The organism is Paenibacillus sp. G34 (assembly GCF_056856875.1).
In genome coordinates this window covers 2,439,114-2,458,443 of record NZ_CM166469.1, presented here as the reverse complement: position 1 = coordinate 2,458,443, position 19,330 = coordinate 2,439,114, and the positions used below count along the sequence as shown (strand labels likewise).

Here is a 19,330-nt window from a genome sequence, read left to right as displayed (position 1 = left end):
TACAAAATCCTCCCAGCGTTAAAATGGTTGCCGCATCAGTCGGTCAGCGGCATTCCGGCTCCCGAGAAGGGCCAGCCGGCTATGAAATAATTACAGCACTATCGATTTGAGTAAAGACATTGTTTTTCATACTTGCGCTGTCCATCGCTGTAACGACGGTGCGATTTTTGACATTAACGATAAAAGCCATATCCTGCATCAAAATCAGGGATTCTTTGGCTCCCTTGGCGGCAGCTTTGTCCAGTGCAGAACCAATTTGCTTCATCTGCTCCGTTTTTAATTCAATACCCCGCTGTTCTAAGCGTTTAGCCGCATGGTTGCTAAGCTTGAGCAGATTATCTTCCAACACTTGAGCAAAAGGCTTAGTCGGCGCACTAGATAGTTCTCCCGTTTGAGGTTTGCGGAGCATATTGGGAGTGACAGGTCCTGTATACAATTGACCAACTGTTATACGGTCGCTCATATGTTTTGCTCTCGATCTTCTTCAGGTTCACTCATTTCGGCATTAACAGCGGATGGATCATTGACATTAGAATTCTCGTTAGTATTTACGTTAGAATTCACAGCATCATTTGGAACGTCCTGGACAGGAGATTTCGTCTCTTCATCCTGCTTCGCACGATTCACTTGAATAATTTCATCCAGCTTGATTTCGTCCTTGCCCACTTTCGCGTACTGCACACCATCTCGCACAATTATAGAGTCCACGATTCCTTGACGAAGTGCACCACTGTCTGTTTTATCAGAAGAAAGCCAGCTGATCTCCATCCCAATCATGCCTGATACGGCCCCAAGTGACTGATTCAATGTTTTAAGCTGTGTAGAGATGTTTACAAGTTGCTCCACGGAGCTAAATTGGGCCATCTGAGCGATGAACTCTTTATCTTCCATCGGCTGCATTGGATCCTGATTCTGCAACTGAGTAATCAAAATTTTGAGAAATTGATCTTTACCCAGCTCTTTGGTTGCAGCACTTGTTGTCGCTTTATTCACAGCTGAGTAGTTGGGCCACACATTATTCGTAGAAACAATTTCATTTGCCATATATTCACCTCATCCCTGTTTAAGCTTCTGCACTAAATGAATCTCGCCTTACTTCGTTGCCTTCCACTTGTTCACTACGCCAGTTGCGAAGCTCTTCTTGCAACCCGGCTGCTGTTACAGCTTCATCGGTATGCTCCCCACGCTCTCGGGAACGGCGTTGCTGCTGAGATTGGTTTCCTTGTTGGCGACCGCCATCCTGATACATTTCGGATCCAAGCGAACTGTTCTGAGTTACTTCGAGTCGCTCCACTTGAATGCCCTGTGACTGTAGCGAGGAACGGAGCTGCATCATCTGTTGTTCGAGCATGTCTTTCGCCATGACATGTTCTGTCATGAACCTAGCAACCAATTGTCCGTTTTGTAACGTAATCTGTACATCCAATTTCCCCAAATGCTCTGGACGAAGTGAGATTGTAGCTTCGGAAAATCCTTTTTGATTCACGATATCCAGTTTACTCACCACAAACTGTGTCATTTCCTTAGCAAAATTTGTAGCTTGCATAACAGGCTCTGCGGGCTTACCTGCTGTTGTGCCTGAGCTTCGCAAGGATAATTCTCCAGCTGTTACAATGTTAGATTGATGGCTTACCGGATCCACGTCGATAACAGATGTTGAATCGGACTTAGCTGTAAGTGCTGTTGCTTTGGATTCTACTTGAATCCCTGATTGTGCAGTGATCTGAGATGCCTTTGCTTCTGTTTTGGGCAATGTTGTCGAAGCAGCACCTGATCCTTGAATAGACGGATCTTTTTGCAGTGAGAACGTATCTAGTATCGATTTAAGTTCAGACCAGCCTTTTTTGCCATCCGTTTCGACTCCAGCTTCCTTCAACTGACCTTGTAACTGCTGAAGTAATTGTTGGAATTCAGGAGCGCGTTTCAACGTAGCACTGTCTGGTTTTAAAACTTCTGCTGACAGTTGTGTTAACACGTCCTGTAGTACAAATCGGACTGCGGCAGGATGCTGAGAAAGCTCAACAGCAGATGCAGCTTTAGCAGCTTGATCCAGATTAGAAGTGATTTCGCTCAACGTTGTCTGCTGATTGCTGTCTGAATTATTGTTTAATAATGCATACAATTGCTGAATCAACGATTGAAGACCTGCAAGTAAAGCCGGATCATTTTCCAAAGCTTTATCTAACGTATCCAGATCGCCAAATAACGTTTCAAGCTTACCACTTAAATCCGATGAATCAGTATCCACAAATAATGAACTTAACGTTTCCGTTAAAGATGTGTTACTACCTTCGTTGTCTGAAGCAAAAGTAAACATCAGAGGAGCAGACGTTTTCGCTGTTACTGTACCATTCGTTGAATCAGTGCTACCTTCGCCTGTTCCACCAGCCAATGTTTGTGCCAGTGTCTGCAAGAACTCGCCGCCAGTTTCCGTAACCGAACCTTTGGACTGTGCTGTAGATGCCTGTGTTGAACCAGAAGTTTTTGAAGAAGCTCCGGCGTTCATTTGATATACGAGTGACATTTTTTCACCTCCCCTCCATGCGGTAAGATTAAAACTGTTACTTGTTCCCCATTAGCCGATTCAATACCTTGGCTGTTGCAACCGAATCTTCTTTTGACATGTTCTCAAGCAGTTGTGATCGTGTCGCATCATTGACTGAGTTAAGTATAGTCAATGTTTTGTCCGGGCTTATTTTATACGTTTCGAGCAAAAGTTTGGCTCCGCTTGACGCAGACATGGAGGCAAAGGTTTGGCTCAACTGATTTTTATCCAAATTTTTACTATTGGATGTCGTTGCAGTTGCCGCTGCTGTTTCCTTTTTCAAACGGGACTGTAGTGCATCCAAAGCAAGATCGCCTGAAGGCTTGGCATCTTTCATCAGCATACTCACATCTGCCGCGGTTTTCGGATCCATCTTTTCCAGCACCTTCGTTCGGGCAGTCGACTGCATCGCGTTTAACATAAGCACCATTTCTTCATTTGTCATATTTTGCAGAATAGGTGCGGCTTTGCTCGGGCTCATATCAGCATACATCTTAGCCAAGCTTTTTATCTGTTTCTGATAGTCACTTTCACTCTCTGGTTGTGCAGCTACTGCCGTTTCAGCTGCCTTGTTAGCGTCATCCAGTTTCTTTTGCAGTTCAGCCGTTTTTTGCGTCTCCGCGGAAGCAGCGTCTTTGGCCGCCTTCAGTTCAGCTTCTTTCGCAGTTACTTGGGATTTCAATTTCTCAATCGTTGCTTCTGCGCTTTCAACCTGCTTCTCGCTCTTCTCCAGCTGCTCCTTCTCAGGATCAAGTACTGGATCAGGTACCCAATCTTTGACTACAGGTATTTTTTTGGCAAGTTCAAGCGCATTATTCCGAACATCTACATTAAATAGGGTAAGCAATACACCTAACAGCACAACCGTAAATACAATCGGGATTGAGATCATGAGAAACTTTTCCCATCCACTCCCGGATTCTTTTTCGATATCAGTGTCATTAACAGCCACCGTTCATTCCTCCTTCACGAGACAACTTCGCATCCCAGCTCACATCAGTTCGCGCGGGCTTTGGCGGCGAAGCGTACAGTAGCCATCTCGTCCAGATCGTTCTGTTCCCGGAGGAGCATCTCCTGCTGAAATCTGCCTTTGGCCTTATCTCTCGCTCCAAGCCACACTTTTTCGTCAATCACTTTACCATTCAGAAAGCTCTGATTCCGCTGCACATTGACTTGAGCGTGCTCGACATCACTGCTCTTACGCGATATACATTCATCAAGATGATATGCATAACGCTGCATTTCCTGCAAACTGGATACAGAAGCACAATTTTCAGTTGCTGATTGAATAATGTTCATCAGATTAGCTCGATCATTGATCAATTGCAACAGATGTTCTTCTTCCGTCTGGAGCTTACCAATCGCTGTGGATAACATCCATTCTGCCTGTGTCTTCTCATTGCTTTTCAGGTCAACAACCTTCTGGAAATGATATCGAAATTTCATCGTTCACTCTTCATCTCCTTGCGAATTCAAGAATCAAACGCTCCTGCACTTCACTTAACGTTACTTTTTCATCGACTTTTTGCTTCGTAAAATTCCAGATATGATCAATTTGATCCATCGCTTCATCGATGGCTGCATTTGATCCACGTTGATAAGCCCCGATGTTGATTAAATCTTCGGACTCCTTGTACACTGCCATCAGGCGTTTCATATTGTTAACCGCATCAATCTGGTCTTCGGGAGCGATGTCCTTCATAACCCGACTGATACTTGCAAGTACATCAATCGCTGGAAAATGACCTTTATTAGCTATCGCGCGGTTCAATACAATATGACCGTCCAATATTCCCCGCACTGCATCTGCAATCGGTTCGTTCATGTCATCCCCGTCAACCAAAACGGTATAAAAGGCGGTAATGGAACCTGTTGGCCCTGTTCCTGCACGTTCCAGCAGTTTTGGAAGACTTGCAAAAACGGAAGGCGTATAACCTCTCATCGCCGGTGGCTCCCCTACCGCCAAGCCGACTTCCCTCTGAGCCATGGCATAACGGGTAACCGAATCCATCATTAACATGACGTTCATGCCCCGATCTCTGAAATACTCCGCAATCGTTGTTGCTATAACAGCACCCTTGATTCGAATCAGAGCCGGCTGATCTGATGTTGCCACAATGACGACAGAGCGTTCAAGGCCTTCCGGACCAAGATCCCGTTCGATAAAGTCACGAACCTCACGTCCACGCTCACCCACCAGTGCAATTACATTCACATCTGCAGCGGTATTCCTAGCGATCATGCCCATCAATGTACTTTTTCCGACACCTGAACCTGCAAATATACCCACACGCTGGCCCTTTCCTACAGTGAGCAAGCCGTCGATTGCTCTAACGCCCACACTCATCGTTTCAAGCACACGCGGTCTATCCATCGGGTTAACAGGGGTATTGGAAGTAGAATACATCGGCATTCGAGACGGCAACAGTGAACCGTCAAGCGGCTGTCCGAGTCCATCCAGCACTTTTCCAAGCAATTCAGATCCTACTTGTACACCCAAGGGTTTGCCGGTTCCGACCACGTCACAGCCCGGACCAATGGATTGAAGTTCTCCCAGTGGCATAAGTAGCACCTTGTTATCACGAAATCCGACAACCTCTGCCTGCAAAGGCTTGGCAGATTTACCAGGGTAGATGTAACATACATCCCCAATGCTGGCGTCCGGACCTTCTGATTCCACCATAAGTCCAATAACCTGAGTTACTTTTCCGTTTATACGCACAGGATCAAATTGTCGCAGATGCTCCATATAACGCTGTGAACTAAGAACCTTCATGTTGATGTCTTCGCTCCTCATCCTCAAGTGCTATGCGGATCAGTTCTTTTTTAATCTCGGCAAGCTGTGTATCAATTCTTGCATCAACACTTCCAAATGAAGAACGGATGACACAACCCTTATCTTTAACTGTAGCATCAGGCAAAATTTGCAATTCTGCTTGTGAATCAATCGAAAGAGCCAGTTCCTCCCGGGCAGCCTGTACAAAAGAGAACTGTTCAGGTGCTACACAGAGTGCGATCTGTCCTTGCTCTCTTTTTCTGGACAAGCTCTGACGTATCAGCTCAAGCGTGTGTTCTGGCTCTACTGTAAGCTGTTTATCAATAACTTTCTCTGCGATGCCGCATGCAAGTTCAACAAGAAACGGCTCTGCTTCCTGAATGATCTGTTCTTTGGCAACATAAGCTTCCTGAAGCACGATTTGTGCTTCGTTCATCATCTCTTCGATCTTCACCTGGAGATCCAGTTCGGCCTGTGCTCTTCCCTCTTCGAACCCTTGCTGAAAACCTTGGGCGCGGAGAGCTTCGGTCAGATGTTCATCCTGCTCTCGTTGTTCCTGCCACCAGCGATCAATCTGTTCTCGGGCCTCCAGAAGCATTCGCTCTGCTTCTTCCGAAGCATCACGCACCTGCTTTTCCGCAAACTCCTTGGCATCTTCCAGCATTTCAGCAGTAAGACGTTCTGTCTCTTCATCCACTTGTGCCCGAAGCTCTTCCACTTCAGAAACTACCGCGCCGTCCTCATCCAATCCCGTCTCATCTTCACCACCATAATAGTGATGATTCTCGAGCTTCTTATGGTCTTCGACAGGGACATACTGGAAAGATTTAATCAAATTAGACAATGATATCATCTCCTCCACCACGTGCGATAATGATCTCACCAGATTCTTCCAGTCTGCGGATCGTACCTACGATACGTGTCTGAGCTTCCTCCACATCACGGAGCCGCACAGGGCCCATGAATTCCATTTCTTCCTTGAATGTTTCAGACATCCGTTTCGACATGTTACGGAATACAGCTTCACGCACTTCTTCGCTCGCGACCTTGAGTGCAAGCTGCAGATCCGCATTGTCGATATCCCGAATAATACGTTGAATGGAACGATCGTCCACATTGACGATGTCTTCGAATACAAACATCCGTTTTTTGATCTCTTCTGCAAGTTCCGGATCCTGAATCTCGAGGGAGTCCAAAATTGTACGTTCCGTCCCCCGATCGACACCATTCAAAATCTGAACGATGGATTCGATACCGCCCGCATTTGTGTAATCCTGCGTTACTGTCGAGGACAGTTTCTGTTCCAGCACACGCTCCACCTGTGAAATAACTTCTGGTGAAGTACTGTCCATCACGGCTACTCTGCGAGCAACATCCGCTTGTTTCTCCTGAGGAAGTGAAGAAAGAATGGCTGCCGCTTGCTCGAATTGCAGATAAGACAACACAAGCGCAATCGTTTGCGGACTTTCGTTCTGAATAAAGTTCAGAATTTGATTCGGATCAGCTTTACGCGCGAAGTCAAAAGGTCTAACTTGCAGCGTAGCTGTCAAACGATTGATAACTTCAAGCGCTTTAGTGGAACCGAGTGCTTTCTCCAGAATTTCTTTAGCGTAAGTAATACCACCTTGAGAGATGTACTCCTGCGCCAAGCAAATCTGATGGAATTCGGACATAATCATGTCCTTTTCGGATGCGTCAACCTTGCGCACGTTGGCAATTTCCAACGTAAGCTGTTCAATCTCCTCATCACGCAAATGTTTGAAGATTTGAGCAGATACTTCCGGACCTAATGTAATCAACAATATTGCTGCTTTTTGTCTGCCAGTCAATCCGGCATTGCCTGCCTTTGCCATTGCGTTCACCTCTATTCGTCAGCCAGCCACGTACGCAGCAGATTGACGAATTCGTCCGGCTTTTTCTTGGCCAAACTCTCCAATTGTTTGCGCACCTGACTTTCGTTCGTCACACTGTCCAGTGTTATGGACGGGAACTCTGTTGCTACTGGAAGCGGGATTTCTTCCTCTTCTAGAATCTCATTTTGTTTACGACGACGACGTACCAACAAAATAACTACCGCTGCGATTAAGACCGCAATCAGTGCTCCGCCACCCCACATTATTGCAGGTGTTAACTGGAAGCCCGTATTTGCATCTGCAGCTGTTGCAAACCCTTGTGACATGACTGAGACTTTCTTCGTCAGGTCTGCGTCAGTTATTGTTGTGCCTGAGTCTGCCAATGATGCTCGGACGATATTTACTAGAATATTTTCAATTGCATCTCGAACCGGTTGTTGCAACTCAGTTTGCCCTGCGGGTGGTTCAACCGCCACGTTGATGGTTAAATCTTTTACAGTATATGGGCTTGAAATGATATCTCTGGCAATTCGATTCACTTCATAGTTGATCGTGCTTGATGATTCTTCCGAATTCGCGTTGCTATTTGAATCAGAAGAAGGATACCCCGGAACGTCCTGTTGGCCTGTTCCCGCTACACCGCCTGTCGGAGTTCCTCCGCCAGTGTAACTCTTCTGGATTTGTTGCACGCTGATTTCGATGCCCTTCATATTCTCTTGATCAACAGGCGAAACCATGTTTTCTTTACTGGTTACTTTATCAAAATTCAGTTTTGAGAAAACCAACACGTTAACCTTGTCCTCACCTACAATTTGAGAGAGGAATTGTTTAACGTTGTTTCGCACTTCGCTCTCAAACTTTTTCTGTAAGGCCATGTTTTCCTGGACTTCAGATGACAAGCCGCCACTGCCACCGCGAGCGGTTGGAATCAGTTCAGCCTCATCCGTGTTCGTGATGGTGATATTCTCGATTGGCAGGTTCGGAATGGCCGTTTTAACCAAATTAAAATACCCATCCACGGCTGCCTGGTTAGGATGGTACCCCGGTTTAAACTGCAATGCTACGGAAGCCGATGCTTTGTCCTGCTCTTCCAAACCTGCAAAAATGTTATCCTTTGGCATGTTGACAAGGACTTTCGCATCTTGAATTCCCTGCATGCGCTGAAGCAGTTTTTCAACTTCTCCGTTTAACGCATTGTTATATTTCACATCAAACTCTTTATCTGTCATGCCGATTGGTGAAGATGAGCTTTCAAATGCTTTATAACCCAGCGAACCATTTTGAATGATACCTTGAGAACCGATATTCACTTTGGTTAAGGCTACATCTGTGCTAGGCACAGAAATGCTTTTTCCGTCCTCGCTAAGTTTATATGGGATATTTGAAGAGTTCAGATAATTGATTACACCAGCTGAATCACTTGCATTTAAATCTTTGAACGCAACTTCATACTCTGTCTTGGATAACTGCATCGTGAGAACCACTGCTGCCAAAATCAGAAATAAGAAGGTTGAAATAAATAATGTTTTCTGCTTTTTGCTAAAGCTATTCCAGTACTGTGATGCCTTATCTCTGTACTGGGCAATTCTCTCATTCACTCTGTCACCCCATCCGAAACTTTGCTTAGTCTGTCCTGACAAAAGCCTGAGCGTTCTCCTAGCTTTGATCAGGAGCAGCATCGCAGCTGCTTGTCGTTATGATCAGCACTACTGTCCGCGCAAATGAACTCTTATAATTGCGTGCGCATAACCTCTTGATATGCCTCAACCACTTTGTTACGTACCTGAGTGGTGAATTGCAGACTAAGCAGAGCCTGTTCCGAAGCAATCAACACCTGATCTACATTCGCCTTGCCTACCAAAAATTGATTTGACATTTCATGCGCCTGAGTTTCCTGTGCTGCGACAGAACCCAACGCATTTTGTAAGTATGTACCGAAGCTCTGAATGCTTTCGGCTGGTGTAGAAGGTTTGTTTTCAGTTGCTGCGCTCTTCATCTGCAACGGCTGAACTCCCTGAGTGTTAAACATATTGTTCTGAATCACAAATGTCCCTCCCCTTATCTCTTCTATTTATTGGTTGTCGAAGGATGCAACAGTTAGCCTTTTCCAATTTCCAATGCTTTGGAAATCATTGCTTTCGTTGAATTCAGTGCAGTAACGTTAGCCTCATAAGAACGCGAAGCCGAGATCATGTCGACCATTTCTTTTGCAATATCCACATTAGGCATGAATACATAACCTTCTGCATTGGCATCTGGATGAGTCGGGTCATAGACCGGTTTGAACGGTGACTGATCATCCCGAATCTCAGTTACTCTGACACCGTCACCTGAACCTCCGCCACGCATCTGATTTTGCAGCATAGTACTAAAGGATGGTTTATTCGGTTCAAGCACCACCATTTTCCGCTTATATGGAACTGCGACCCCATTCGACACGCTCGCGCGCGTGGTTTCAGCATTGGCAATATTGGAAGAAATGACGTCCATACGCAAACGTTGAGCTGTAAGAGCCGAGGCACTGATTCCAAAACTGTTGCTAATGTTCAACGTGGTTATCTCCCTTCTACGCCTACTCGCATCATTTTAATTTGTTCGTTAACCTGCTGAATATAAGCGTTATAACGCAATTGATTGTCCGCCAGAAGGCTCATTTCTCTATCGATGTCCACGTTATTCTGGTTGTTATTCATGGAAGTGGACTGGTCCATATTAACTACAGGTGTTGGTACTGAAGAGGAAGGACCTATGACAATGTGCCTCGGATCCGTTACTTTACCTTTAAGAACAGGTAAATCACCGTTCATCTGTCCCTGTAACATTTCTTCAAAAGAAACGTCTGATCGCTTGAAATACGGGGTGTCGGCGTTCGCTACGTTGTCAGCAATCGTTCGTTGTCTCATGTTCGACGCATCGAGTGCACCTTGTAATCTTTTAAAGCTAATATCATTTAAAAGATTCACGATACCCCTCCTCTCATTAGTATATATGGAAAAAGATTGAATCATTTTGCGTGAAACTACTGTTGTTTTTTCGACAAAAACATTCGTGTTTACACGGTTTTCTAGGACTTAAGTAGAATTAACTCTGATGTTGTCGTATAACATAAGTTTCTTCGAGTTTGGGATATATTACAATAAGAAAAAAGCCCTATCTTTTCTGAAAGAGAGGGCTTTTTGTGTATTTTCTGCAAATTATGATTTTTTTCGTAAATATTCAGTCCCAAATCAAAAATGTCTTAACAATCTAGTGGCCTATCCTTAAACATTCTTAAAATAAAACTCATTTTCCCTGCTTGCTTTTTAGTCTAAACTCTTCCAAATACACATTACTTGAGAAGGATAGATGTTTGTTAAGTTTAGCATTATTTACCGCCAGATTAAGGTTTTAAGCTTATAACAAATTGTATTTTTATGAAGTTAACTCTGTTTTTTTTCGTACTTTATGTATAAGAATTCATAGAATGCCTCATTTTTCACGCAACACTTTCTTAACAATTGTATGGGTCACTACTAATTTATAATTGTAAAACAATTGATGCCTTCTCCATTTTCCACAAAACGACGTTTTGCGCATTTACGCAAGTTTTCCCAGTTAGAATACATAACAACAGATAACATTTAAATAATTAAAATTCTTTTAATGGAAATACATGGTGGATAAAAATTGAGAATACCCACTAATCCACTACCCTTTATATCAATATCTATGCGGCACAAGTCCTAGATTCTGGCCCCAATGATTGCCACTTCTCTTTTATCGGTCTAATGATCAAAAACTGTTAGATGATAATAAAAATAAAAGGGTTGTACTGATAACAGAACGTCCGCACAGCATAATCTGCAAAGAAATACAGAACATGTTGATGAATGCCCCTGCTTCTCAGGTACAACCCTATTTTCCAATTTAAATTATGATCTTATGATCAGGTATAGTTACATAGACTTAAACGCAGATGACTTTGATTAAAGAATATATTGGCTTAAGTCCCGATCAGTCGCGATATCATTTAACTTTTCACGTACATATTCTGGTGTAATCACCATGCGCTCTAACGTAAGCTCAGGAGCCTCAAAGGACAAATCTTCCAAAAGCTTCTCCAAAATAGTGTGCAGACGACGAGCACCAATATTCTCAGTATTTTGATTCACTGATTCCGCCAGCTTAGCAATCTCCCTGATTGCTTCTTCAGAAAACTCAATCTCAATATTCTCTGTGCGGAGCAAATCAACATATTGCTTCGTTAACGCATTCTGAGGTTCTGTCAGGATAGAAACAAACTCCTCCAGAGTAAGGCTGTTTAACTCTACACGAATAGGGAAACGCCCCTGAAGCTCAGGAATCAGATCCGAAGGTTTGGCCACATGGAATGCACCTGCCGCCATAAACAGAATGTAATCCGTTTTGACAGGCCCATACTTGGTCATCACTGTCGAACCTTCTACAATCGGTAGAATATCTCGCTGAACACCCTCTCGGGAGACATCCGGGCCACTTCCGCGGCCTTGACTGGCTACCTTGTCGATCTCATCGATGAAAATAATACCTGTCTGCTCTGCACGTCTTATGGACTCCTGAGTCACATCATCCATGTCAATTAACTTGCTCGCCTCTTCCTGGATAAGCACTTTACGCGCTTCCTTAATGGCCAGTTTACGTTTCTTCGTACGACGCGGGAGCAGGCTACCAAACATCTCTTGCATGTTCATGCCCATCTGATCATTCCCCTGACCAGCAAACATATCCATCATGTTCGGTGTGCTGTCTTCTACGTCAATCTCAATGATGTCATCCTCCAGTTTACCAGACAACAGATCAAATCTGATTTTGCGACGACGTTCCGCAACACCTGTATCGGGTTCTGGTTCCTCCTGCTCCTGAGCAGCATTTCCATTCCCGTTATTACCAAAGATCATCTCAAAAGGATTACGCTGGCTTTTGGACTTGGACTGGGAAGGAGCCAGAATATGTACAATGCGCTCGTTAGCCGCTTCTTCCGCTTTATCCTTCACTTTTTCAGTCCGCTCCAGCTTGACCATACGCAAGGAAGTTTCGATTAAATCCCGAACCATAGATTCCACATCACGTCCGACATATCCCACTTCAGTAAACTTGGTCGCTTCGACTTTGACAAAAGGTGCACCTACCAGTTTTGCAAGACGACGTGCAATCTCCGTTTTACCCACACCCGTAGGTCCAATCATCAGTATATTTTTGGGTACGATATCATCCTGTGTATGTTCTGGCAAAAGGCTGCGACGATACCGATTACGAAGCGCTACTGCCACTGATTTCTTCGCCTGTTTTTGACCTACGATGTATTTATCAAGTTCGGTAACAATCTGTCTTGGCGTCAAGGCTTGAGAATTCATAATGCTTCCCTCCTACAAGTATGTTGGCGTCAATCAACTACAAGAACAAAGAATCTCCTTAACGTAGACCGGAGCAGATGCAGCATCATGATCCTGTACGGGAGATTTCTTCGTTCTTACAATTCTTCGACGATAATATTACTATTCGTGTACACACAAAGCTCTGAAGCCACCTGAAGAGACTCACGCGCGATATCTTTTGCTTCCATCTGCCCAGCGTGACGTTTAAGTGCCCTCGCAGCTGAGAGAGCAAAATTACCGCCTGAACCGATGGCAATGATATCATCATCTGGCTCAATAATCTCGCCACCACCTGAAATAAGCAGCATTCCTGTTTTGTCCATCACAATCAGCAAAGCTTCGAGCTTCCGCAGAATCCGATCTTGCCGCCAGTCCTTCGCAAGCTCTACTGCAGCCCGCTGCAAATTCCCATGATGTTCTTCCAGTTTACCTTCAAATTTCTCAAACAGGGTAATCGCATCAGCCACTGAACCTGCAAATCCGGCAACAACCTGTCCACGATATAAACGTCTTACTTTTTTGGCTGTATTCTTCATTACAACGCTCTGGCCCATGGTTACCTGACCATCGCCTGCAATTGCAGCCTTGTCGTTATGACGAACAGCACAGATCGTTGTAGCATGAAATGACATATCCATAATATCAGCTCCCCCCACGAATAATTTATACGCGTTCCGGAACGGTTAGACCTTCTGAAGCAGCAAATTTGGCGATCCCATCCAGTGCACGGTTAGCGAGTGCTTCATTCTTTTCTTTTTTGTTACGTATTCTAGTTTCCAACTTCGGTAGCAAGCCAAAGTTAGCATTCATTGGTTGGAAGTGCTTGAAATCCGCAGTCGTAATATATTGAGCCATGCTGCCTAATGTGGTTTCAACAGGGAGTACGACAAGTTCCTGCCCGAGCGCCGCTTTAGCTGCGTTCATCCCAGCAATTAGGCCGGATGCTGCTGATTCAACATATCCTTCTACTCCCGTCATCTGACCAGCAAAGAACAGATTAGGACGCTCCTTAAACTGGTACGTTGGACGAAGCAGTTTCGGCGAATTAATAAATGTATTCCGGTGCATAACACCGTAACGAACGAACTCTGCATTTTCAAGACCTGGAATCAAAGAGAAGACTCGCTTCTGTTCTCCCCATTTCAGATGGGTTTGGAAACCAACCAAGTTATACAACGTTCCCGCTGCATTATCCTGTCTGAGTTGCACTACAGCATGGGGTAATTCACCCGTATGCGGGTTAACCAGACCTACCGGTTTCATTGGACCAAACAATGCCGTTTGTTTACCCCTTTTCATCATGACTTCAATGGGCATGCAGCCTTCGAAATAAATCTCTTTTTCGAATTCCTTAAGCTGGGCAACCTCCGCAGTAATAAGAGCCTCATAAAAGACATCGAACTCTTCTTCCGTCATTGGACAGTTCAGATAAGCCGCTTCTCCTTTGTCATAACGAGAGGCAAGATATACCTTGTTCATATCGATTGAATCTTTTTCAATGATTGGAGCAGCAGCATCATAAAAATAGAAGTACTCCTCACCCATCAATGCCTTGATCTGCTCGGACAATGCTGGCGAAGTCAATGGACCGGTCGCAACAACAACAATGCCGTCCTCTGGCAGTGAAGTAAGTTCTTCGTTCACCACTTCAATCAGCGGATGCTGATGCAGGGTCGATGTAATCTCACCCGAGAAGCCGTCCCGGTCAACAGCTAGTGCTCCGCCTGCCGGTACAGCATGTCGATCGGCCGCACCCAGCACGAGCGAATTCAACATTCTCATTTCTTCTTTCAACACGCCAACCGCATTAGCCAATCCATTGGCACGCAGAGAGTTACTGCAGACAAGTTCTGCAAACTTATCCGTATGATGAGCCGGAGTTTTGACAACCGGTCTCATCTCGTACAATTTCACACGCACACCGCGACTGGCAATCTGCCACGCCGCTTCCGATCCAGCTAGTCCGGCACCAATAACCGTTACTTGTTGTTCACTTGTCAAAATCATTTACCCCCATAATATGCTAATCCGTTGATTCATCTTCCGATTCTTCCACCGGCTCCTGATGATCACATGAAGTACATTGTAATCTTGTTCCCTTTTTGTTTCGCTTCTCAATCATTAACGACCCGCAGCTCGGACAAGGTTTAGCCGAAGGTTTATCCCATGATACAAAATCACATTCCGGATACTTGTCACAACCATAGAATATACGTCCTTTTTTACTACGACGTTCTACGACATGACCTTCTTTACACTTCGGACAAGTTACACCGATATCCTTAATAATCGGTTTCGTATTGCGACAATCAGGGAAACCTGAGCATGCAAGGAATTTTCCAAAACGTCCAAGTTTGTATACCAGCGGTTTGCCGCACTTCTCACAGATCTCATCCGATACCTCGTCTTCGATCTCGATCTCTTTCATTTCTTCCTCGGCGAACTCCAGTCGTTTCTCGAAAGATTCATAGAATTCAGCCAGCACTTTAACCCAATCCTCAGAGCCTTCCTCCACATGGTCGAGATCACCTTCCATGTTAGCGGTAAACTCCACATTCAGAATTTCCGGAAAAAACTCTTCCATCTGCTCGATGACCAGCTCTCCCAGCTCTGTCGGCATAAATTTTTTCTCTTCGATCGCAACATATCCGCGTTTCTGAATGGTCTCCAGTGTCGGCGCATATGTACTCGGTCTACCTATGCCGAGTTCTTCCAATGTTTTCACCAGCCGTGCTTCTGTATAACGGGGTGGTGGCTGCGTAAAATGCTGTTTAGGCTCAATCTCCTGCTTCTCCAGCACGTCTCCGCTTTTGAGTGGAGGCAGCAAACGATCTTCCTCTGTTGTACCATCGTCGTTACCTTCAACGTACACTTTCATGAATCCTTGGAAGCGCACTTTGGAACCTGCTGCACGGAAGATCGTATCTCCAGCAGCGATATCTACCGAAAGTGTATCCAAAATAGCAGAAGACATCTGACTTGCTACAAAACGTTCCCAAATCAGCTTGTATAAACGGAACTGATCACGACTCATGAACGATTTAATCGAATCCGGATCACGCAAAATGGAAGTCGGACGAATTGCTTCGTGCGCATCCTGAGCATTCGAAGCCTTTTTGGAATAATTCCGAGGGCTCTCTGGTGCAAAGGTCTCGCCATACTTGCCTATGATGTATTCTTTTGCTTCTTCCTGAGCTGATGCAGCGATACGCGTCGAATCTGTACGCATGTACGTAATGAGACCGACTGTACCTTCTTTTCCAAGGTCTACACCTTCGTAAAGCTGTTGCGCAACAGACATCGTCTTGGAAGCCCTGAAATTAAGTTTACGTGCCGCTTCCTGTTGCAGTGAACTTGTCGTAAATGGCGCAGAAGGATTGCGCGTGCGCTCCTTCTCTTTCACTTCCTTGATTGTAAAGTCAGCGCCTTCGATCTGTTTCAGAATCGCCTGGACTTCCTCTTCACTGCCAAGCTCGGTTTTGGTTCCATTTAACTTATGAAACTTCGCTTCAAACGGATTGCCATCGGCACTCAGTTTGGCAGTAATGCTCCAGTACTCTTCCGGTTCAAATTCATCAATCTCATTTTCACGATCCAATATAATTTTCACCGCAACGGATTGAACACGTCCCGCAGATAACCCTTTTTTCACTTTCTTCCATAATAGTGGACTAATCTTATATCCAACGAGCCGATCCAGAATCCGTCTGGCTTGCTGAGCATTGACCAAATCCATATTAATTTTACGCGGCGTTTTGAAAGCGTCCTTAACCGCCTGTTTGGTGATTTCATTAAATACGACCCGGCAATCAGCGGTGTCATCCAGTTCAAGCGCGTGTGCCAAATGCCAAGCAATGGCCTCACCCTCACGATCCGGGTCAGCTGCGAGATACACTTTTTTCACTTTCTTACGTGCATCCTTAAGTTCCTTCAGTACTGAACCTTTACCGCGGATCGTAATATATTTCGGATTAAAATCATTCTCTACCTCAACGCCGATCTGACTCTTTGGCAAATCGCGTACATGTCCCATCGAAGCTTTCACGATGAACTTGCTGCCTAAATATTTGCCTATCGTCTTCGCCTTTGAGGGCGACTCCACGATTACGAGTGCATCCGCCATAGGTTCATCCTCCTCTCAGTCATGAAACTGTTTCTTGCTATATAAGTTGAATTTAAGATTTCACACTAAACCTCCGATGACAGAATAACCTTCCGATCGCTGTTATCCCCAGATTGTTTTATTCCTTTATTCAAGGTTAAAATCCGGTTATAAGCTTATGCTTCCGATGCAGCTTTCTTTCAGAAAGCTTTTAGGCGAACACTTCGTTTCTTCAGGTTTTTTCTGTCCTCTCCGTTGTTGTGTAAGTTAAGCGTTCAAATTATATAGTTAAATACTTCACTTCATACTTCGTATTATATACTCCACATACTGCACAGGTTGCAGCATCGTCATACCCTAGCATATTTGGTTCCTGGTAATTGGCTAATCTGCTTTTTTATGATTAAAGATAACAGAACTGAATGTAAATGTCCAAAATCCCAACCTAACCGATCAATTAGTTGATCCAAAGATTGCTCTTCCTGCTCAAGTAAAACGATAATACGTCGTTCGTCAGTAGAAAGCTCTATATCCGGAAACAAACCTTGCTCTGCTGGTCCCGAGTTTTCTGCCGAACGTCCTCTATTGTAAGGAAGTTGTTCTGCATTTTGCAAGTCCAAATGATACTCTTCCAATAAATCAGCCACACAAGTGACTAATTTGGCACCCTGTCTTATTAAATTATGTGCCCCTCGACTCTTCGGAGAAGTAATCGGCCCTGGAACAGCAAATACATCTCTGCCTGCCTCGAGCGCTGCATCTGCGGTAATGAGTGAACCACTTCGTATATCTGCTTCTACAACGAGCGTTCCCAATGTTAATCCTGCAATAATCCGATTTCTCTCGGGAAAAAGTCCCTGACGAGCCCTCGTTCCGAGTGGGTATTCAGACACCAGCAGACCCGTTTCGGCAATTTGTTCGGCAAGACTTGTATTTTCCGGTGGATACACCGTATCTACCCCTGTACCAAAAACAGCAATGGTTTTACCACCAGCTCTCAATACAGCTTCATGACACACGCGATCAATTCCTCTGGCAAGTCCACTTACAATGGTTAACCCCGCTTGAGACAATTGTTCAGCAAGCCTTTCACCAACCTTACGCCCATAAACTGTTGGCATACGTGTCCCAACCATCGCAATTGAAGGTGTATTCAATAACTTAACGTCTCCTCGAGCATACATAATCCAAGGTGGCTGGACGGTTTCCTTCATTAATATGGGATAATTCGAATCCAGATAAGTAATAACCTCGATTCCACGATCATAAACCTGTTCTCTTCTGCTTTCAATCCAGTTGACATTAAACCCTCTCGTCAAACGAGCTGCCTGATCTTTTCGAAGTCCAGCCGCAATCCAGTCTCCTTCCTCATAATAAAGCAATTCCTGCAGCGAGTGCTGACCTGACATCAATTTAGAAATACTTTTCTTCCCGATGCCCTCCATTTCATAAAGCCCAAACAAAATCCAACGTTCTTCCATGTTTCTACCTCCCGTGAAGGATAGAAAAACTCCCCTCATATTGTGTGATAAGCAACGATAAAATGCAAGCGTTTGCACTAACTACACCCTCAAGTTCATTTGCATTTCTTAAAAAAACGCAAAAAAGCAACCCTTCGCCCTATTTAAAGGACAAAAGGTTGCTTACCTTTACCGTTTCCTGAATCAACGACTCCAGAAATGAGTCATTTCCGAGCTGTTTCTTCTATTATAACGGAATAGGATTAATGTGTCGTGCACAAATTCAAAATACCACGTTCTTCAAGCACACTCACCAATGTAGAGCCCATTTCAGCCGGTGTTGGAGCAACTTTGATGCCGCATGATTCCAGCTTCGCAATTTTCTCTTTGGCTGTACCCTTACCGCCAGAGATAATTGCACCCGCATGTCCCATACGTTTGCCTGGAGGCGCTGTAACACCACCGATGAATCCTACCACCGGTTTAGTCATGTTAGCTGCCACCCATTCTGCTGCATCCTCTTCCGCAGTACCACCGATCTCACCAATCATGATGACAGCGTGCGTCTGTGGATCTTCATTGAAGCGTTTCAAGATATCGATGAACTCGGAGCCCTTAACTGGGTCTCCTCCGATACCTACCGCAGAAGATTGGCCAATACCGCGAGTTGTAAGCTGATGAACAGCCTCATACGTCAGTGTTCCACTACGTGAAACGACGCCCACATGTCCTGGCATATGGATATAACCAGGCATAATGCCGATCTTACACTCACCCGGTGTAATAACACCTGGACAGTTAGGACCAATCAATACTGTATCTTTTCCGTCCATGAAACGGTCTACTTTGACCATATCCAGAACCGGAATACCCTCAGTAATACAGATAACCAAATCTAGTTCTGCGTCAACGGCTTCCATGATGGAATCTGCTGCGAATGCAGGAGGAACATAGATGACGCTCGCTGTTGCGCCAGTAGCTTCCTTCGCTTCCTGCACCGTGTTGAATACCGGCAGGCTGACTACTGAACCGTCTTCCAGCGTGATGTCAACATTGGTTCCGCCTTTACCTGGCGTAACACCGCCTACCATCTGGGTTCCGTAGTCCAATGCGCCCTTCGTGTGGAACATTCCCGTTGAACCCGTAATGCCTTGCGTAATGACTTTTGTATTTTTATCGATCAAAATACTCACGTTGCTTC

General features: G+C 44.9%; 18 protein-coding genes. All 18 read right to left on the bottom strand.

Annotation, left to right across the window (positions count from 1 at the left end; all coding sequences use genetic code 11):
- Positions 1–79: 79 nt before the first annotated feature.
- A complete protein-coding gene (locus AC1VYS_RS11190; protein ID WP_482914298.1) occupies positions 80–463 on the bottom strand; it encodes a TIGR02530 family flagellar biosynthesis protein in 384 nt (127 codons plus the stop codon).
- Positions 460–1,044 (bottom strand): flagellar hook capping FlgD N-terminal domain-containing protein, encoded by a 585-nt coding sequence (locus AC1VYS_RS11185; RefSeq protein ID WP_482914297.1) that lies wholly within the window; start codon positions 1,042–1,044, stop codon positions 460–462. The genes AC1VYS_RS11190 and AC1VYS_RS11185 overlap by 4 nt, the downstream gene beginning before the upstream one ends.
- Positions 1,045–1,063: 19 nt before the next feature.
- A complete protein-coding gene (locus tag AC1VYS_RS11180; protein WP_482914296.1) occupies positions 1,064–2,524 on the bottom strand; it encodes a flagellar hook-length control protein FliK in 1,461 nt (486 codons plus the stop codon).
- A gap of 37 nt (positions 2,525–2,561) precedes the next feature.
- On the bottom strand, positions 2,562–3,497 hold the full coding sequence (locus tag AC1VYS_RS11175; RefSeq protein ID WP_482914295.1) for a MotE family protein: 936 nt from the start codon (positions 3,495–3,497) through the stop codon (positions 2,562–2,564).
- 44 nt (positions 3,498–3,541) lie between these two features.
- Complete coding sequence (fliJ, locus tag AC1VYS_RS11170) at positions 3,542–3,991, bottom strand: flagellar export protein FliJ (RefSeq protein WP_482914294.1); 450 nt, start codon at positions 3,989–3,991, stop codon at positions 3,542–3,544.
- 10 nt (positions 3,992–4,001) lie between these two features.
- Positions 4,002–5,321 carry a flagellar protein export ATPase FliI gene (fliI, locus tag AC1VYS_RS11165; RefSeq protein WP_441929260.1) on the bottom strand — a complete coding sequence of 440 codons (1,320 nt, stop codon included), beginning with the start codon at positions 5,319–5,321 and terminating at the stop codon, positions 4,002–4,004.
- On the bottom strand, positions 5,308–6,165 hold the full coding sequence (locus AC1VYS_RS11160; protein ID WP_482914293.1) for a FliH/SctL family protein: 858 nt from the start codon (positions 6,163–6,165) through the stop codon (positions 5,308–5,310). The genes fliI and AC1VYS_RS11160 overlap by 14 nt, the downstream gene beginning before the upstream one ends.
- On the bottom strand, positions 6,158–7,174 hold the full coding sequence (gene fliG, locus AC1VYS_RS11155; protein ID WP_482914292.1) for a flagellar motor switch protein FliG: 1,017 nt from the start codon (positions 7,172–7,174) through the stop codon (positions 6,158–6,160). The genes AC1VYS_RS11160 and fliG overlap by 8 nt, the downstream gene beginning before the upstream one ends.
- Positions 7,175–7,185: 11 nt before the next feature.
- Positions 7,186–8,772 (bottom strand): flagellar basal-body MS-ring/collar protein FliF, encoded by a 1,587-nt coding sequence (gene fliF / locus AC1VYS_RS11150; RefSeq protein ID WP_482914291.1) that lies wholly within the window; start codon positions 8,770–8,772, stop codon positions 7,186–7,188.
- 131 nt (positions 8,773–8,903) lie between these two features.
- Positions 8,904–9,218 (bottom strand): flagellar hook-basal body complex protein FliE, encoded by a 315-nt coding sequence (gene fliE, locus AC1VYS_RS11145; RefSeq protein WP_441929256.1) that lies wholly within the window; start codon positions 9,216–9,218, stop codon positions 8,904–8,906.
- Positions 9,219–9,271: 53 nt separating this feature from the next.
- The gene (gene flgC, locus AC1VYS_RS11140) at positions 9,272–9,724 is read right to left on the bottom strand and encodes a flagellar basal body rod protein FlgC (protein WP_482914290.1); all 453 of its coding nucleotides are present in this window, start codon (positions 9,722–9,724) and stop codon (positions 9,272–9,274) included.
- 5 nt (positions 9,725–9,729) lie between these two features.
- Positions 9,730–10,137, bottom strand: coding sequence for a flagellar basal body rod protein FlgB (gene flgB / locus AC1VYS_RS11135; protein WP_482914289.1), 408 nt, complete (start codon positions 10,135–10,137; stop codon positions 9,730–9,732).
- A 1,002-nt stretch (positions 10,138–11,139) separates the two neighbouring features.
- A complete protein-coding gene (gene hslU / locus AC1VYS_RS11130; protein WP_482914288.1) occupies positions 11,140–12,546 on the bottom strand; it encodes an ATP-dependent protease ATPase subunit HslU in 1,407 nt (468 codons plus the stop codon).
- Between the two features lie 116 nt (positions 12,547–12,662).
- Positions 12,663–13,205: an ATP-dependent protease subunit HslV gene (hslV, locus tag AC1VYS_RS11125; protein ID WP_482914287.1), complete on the bottom strand. Its 543-nt coding sequence runs from the start codon at positions 13,203–13,205 to the stop codon at positions 12,663–12,665.
- Positions 13,206–13,230: 25 nt separating this feature from the next.
- The gene (gene trmFO / locus AC1VYS_RS11120) at positions 13,231–14,574 is read right to left on the bottom strand and encodes an FADH(2)-oxidizing methylenetetrahydrofolate--tRNA-(uracil(54)-C(5))-methyltransferase TrmFO (protein WP_482914286.1); all 1,344 of its coding nucleotides are present in this window, start codon (positions 14,572–14,574) and stop codon (positions 13,231–13,233) included.
- Between the two features lie 16 nt (positions 14,575–14,590).
- Positions 14,591–16,690, bottom strand: a complete 2,100-nt coding sequence (gene topA, locus AC1VYS_RS11115; RefSeq protein ID WP_482914285.1) for a type I DNA topoisomerase — start codon at positions 16,688–16,690, stop codon at positions 14,591–14,593.
- A 329-nt stretch (positions 16,691–17,019) separates the two neighbouring features.
- Positions 17,020–18,150 carry a DNA-processing protein DprA gene (dprA, locus tag AC1VYS_RS11110; protein WP_482914284.1) on the bottom strand — a complete coding sequence of 377 codons (1,131 nt, stop codon included), beginning with the start codon at positions 18,148–18,150 and terminating at the stop codon, positions 17,020–17,022.
- Between the two features lie 242 nt (positions 18,151–18,392).
- A complete protein-coding gene (gene sucD / locus AC1VYS_RS11105) occupies positions 18,393–19,322 on the bottom strand; it encodes a succinate--CoA ligase subunit alpha (RefSeq protein WP_482914283.1) in 930 nt (309 codons plus the stop codon).
- Between the last annotated feature and the right edge of the window lie 8 nt (positions 19,323–19,330).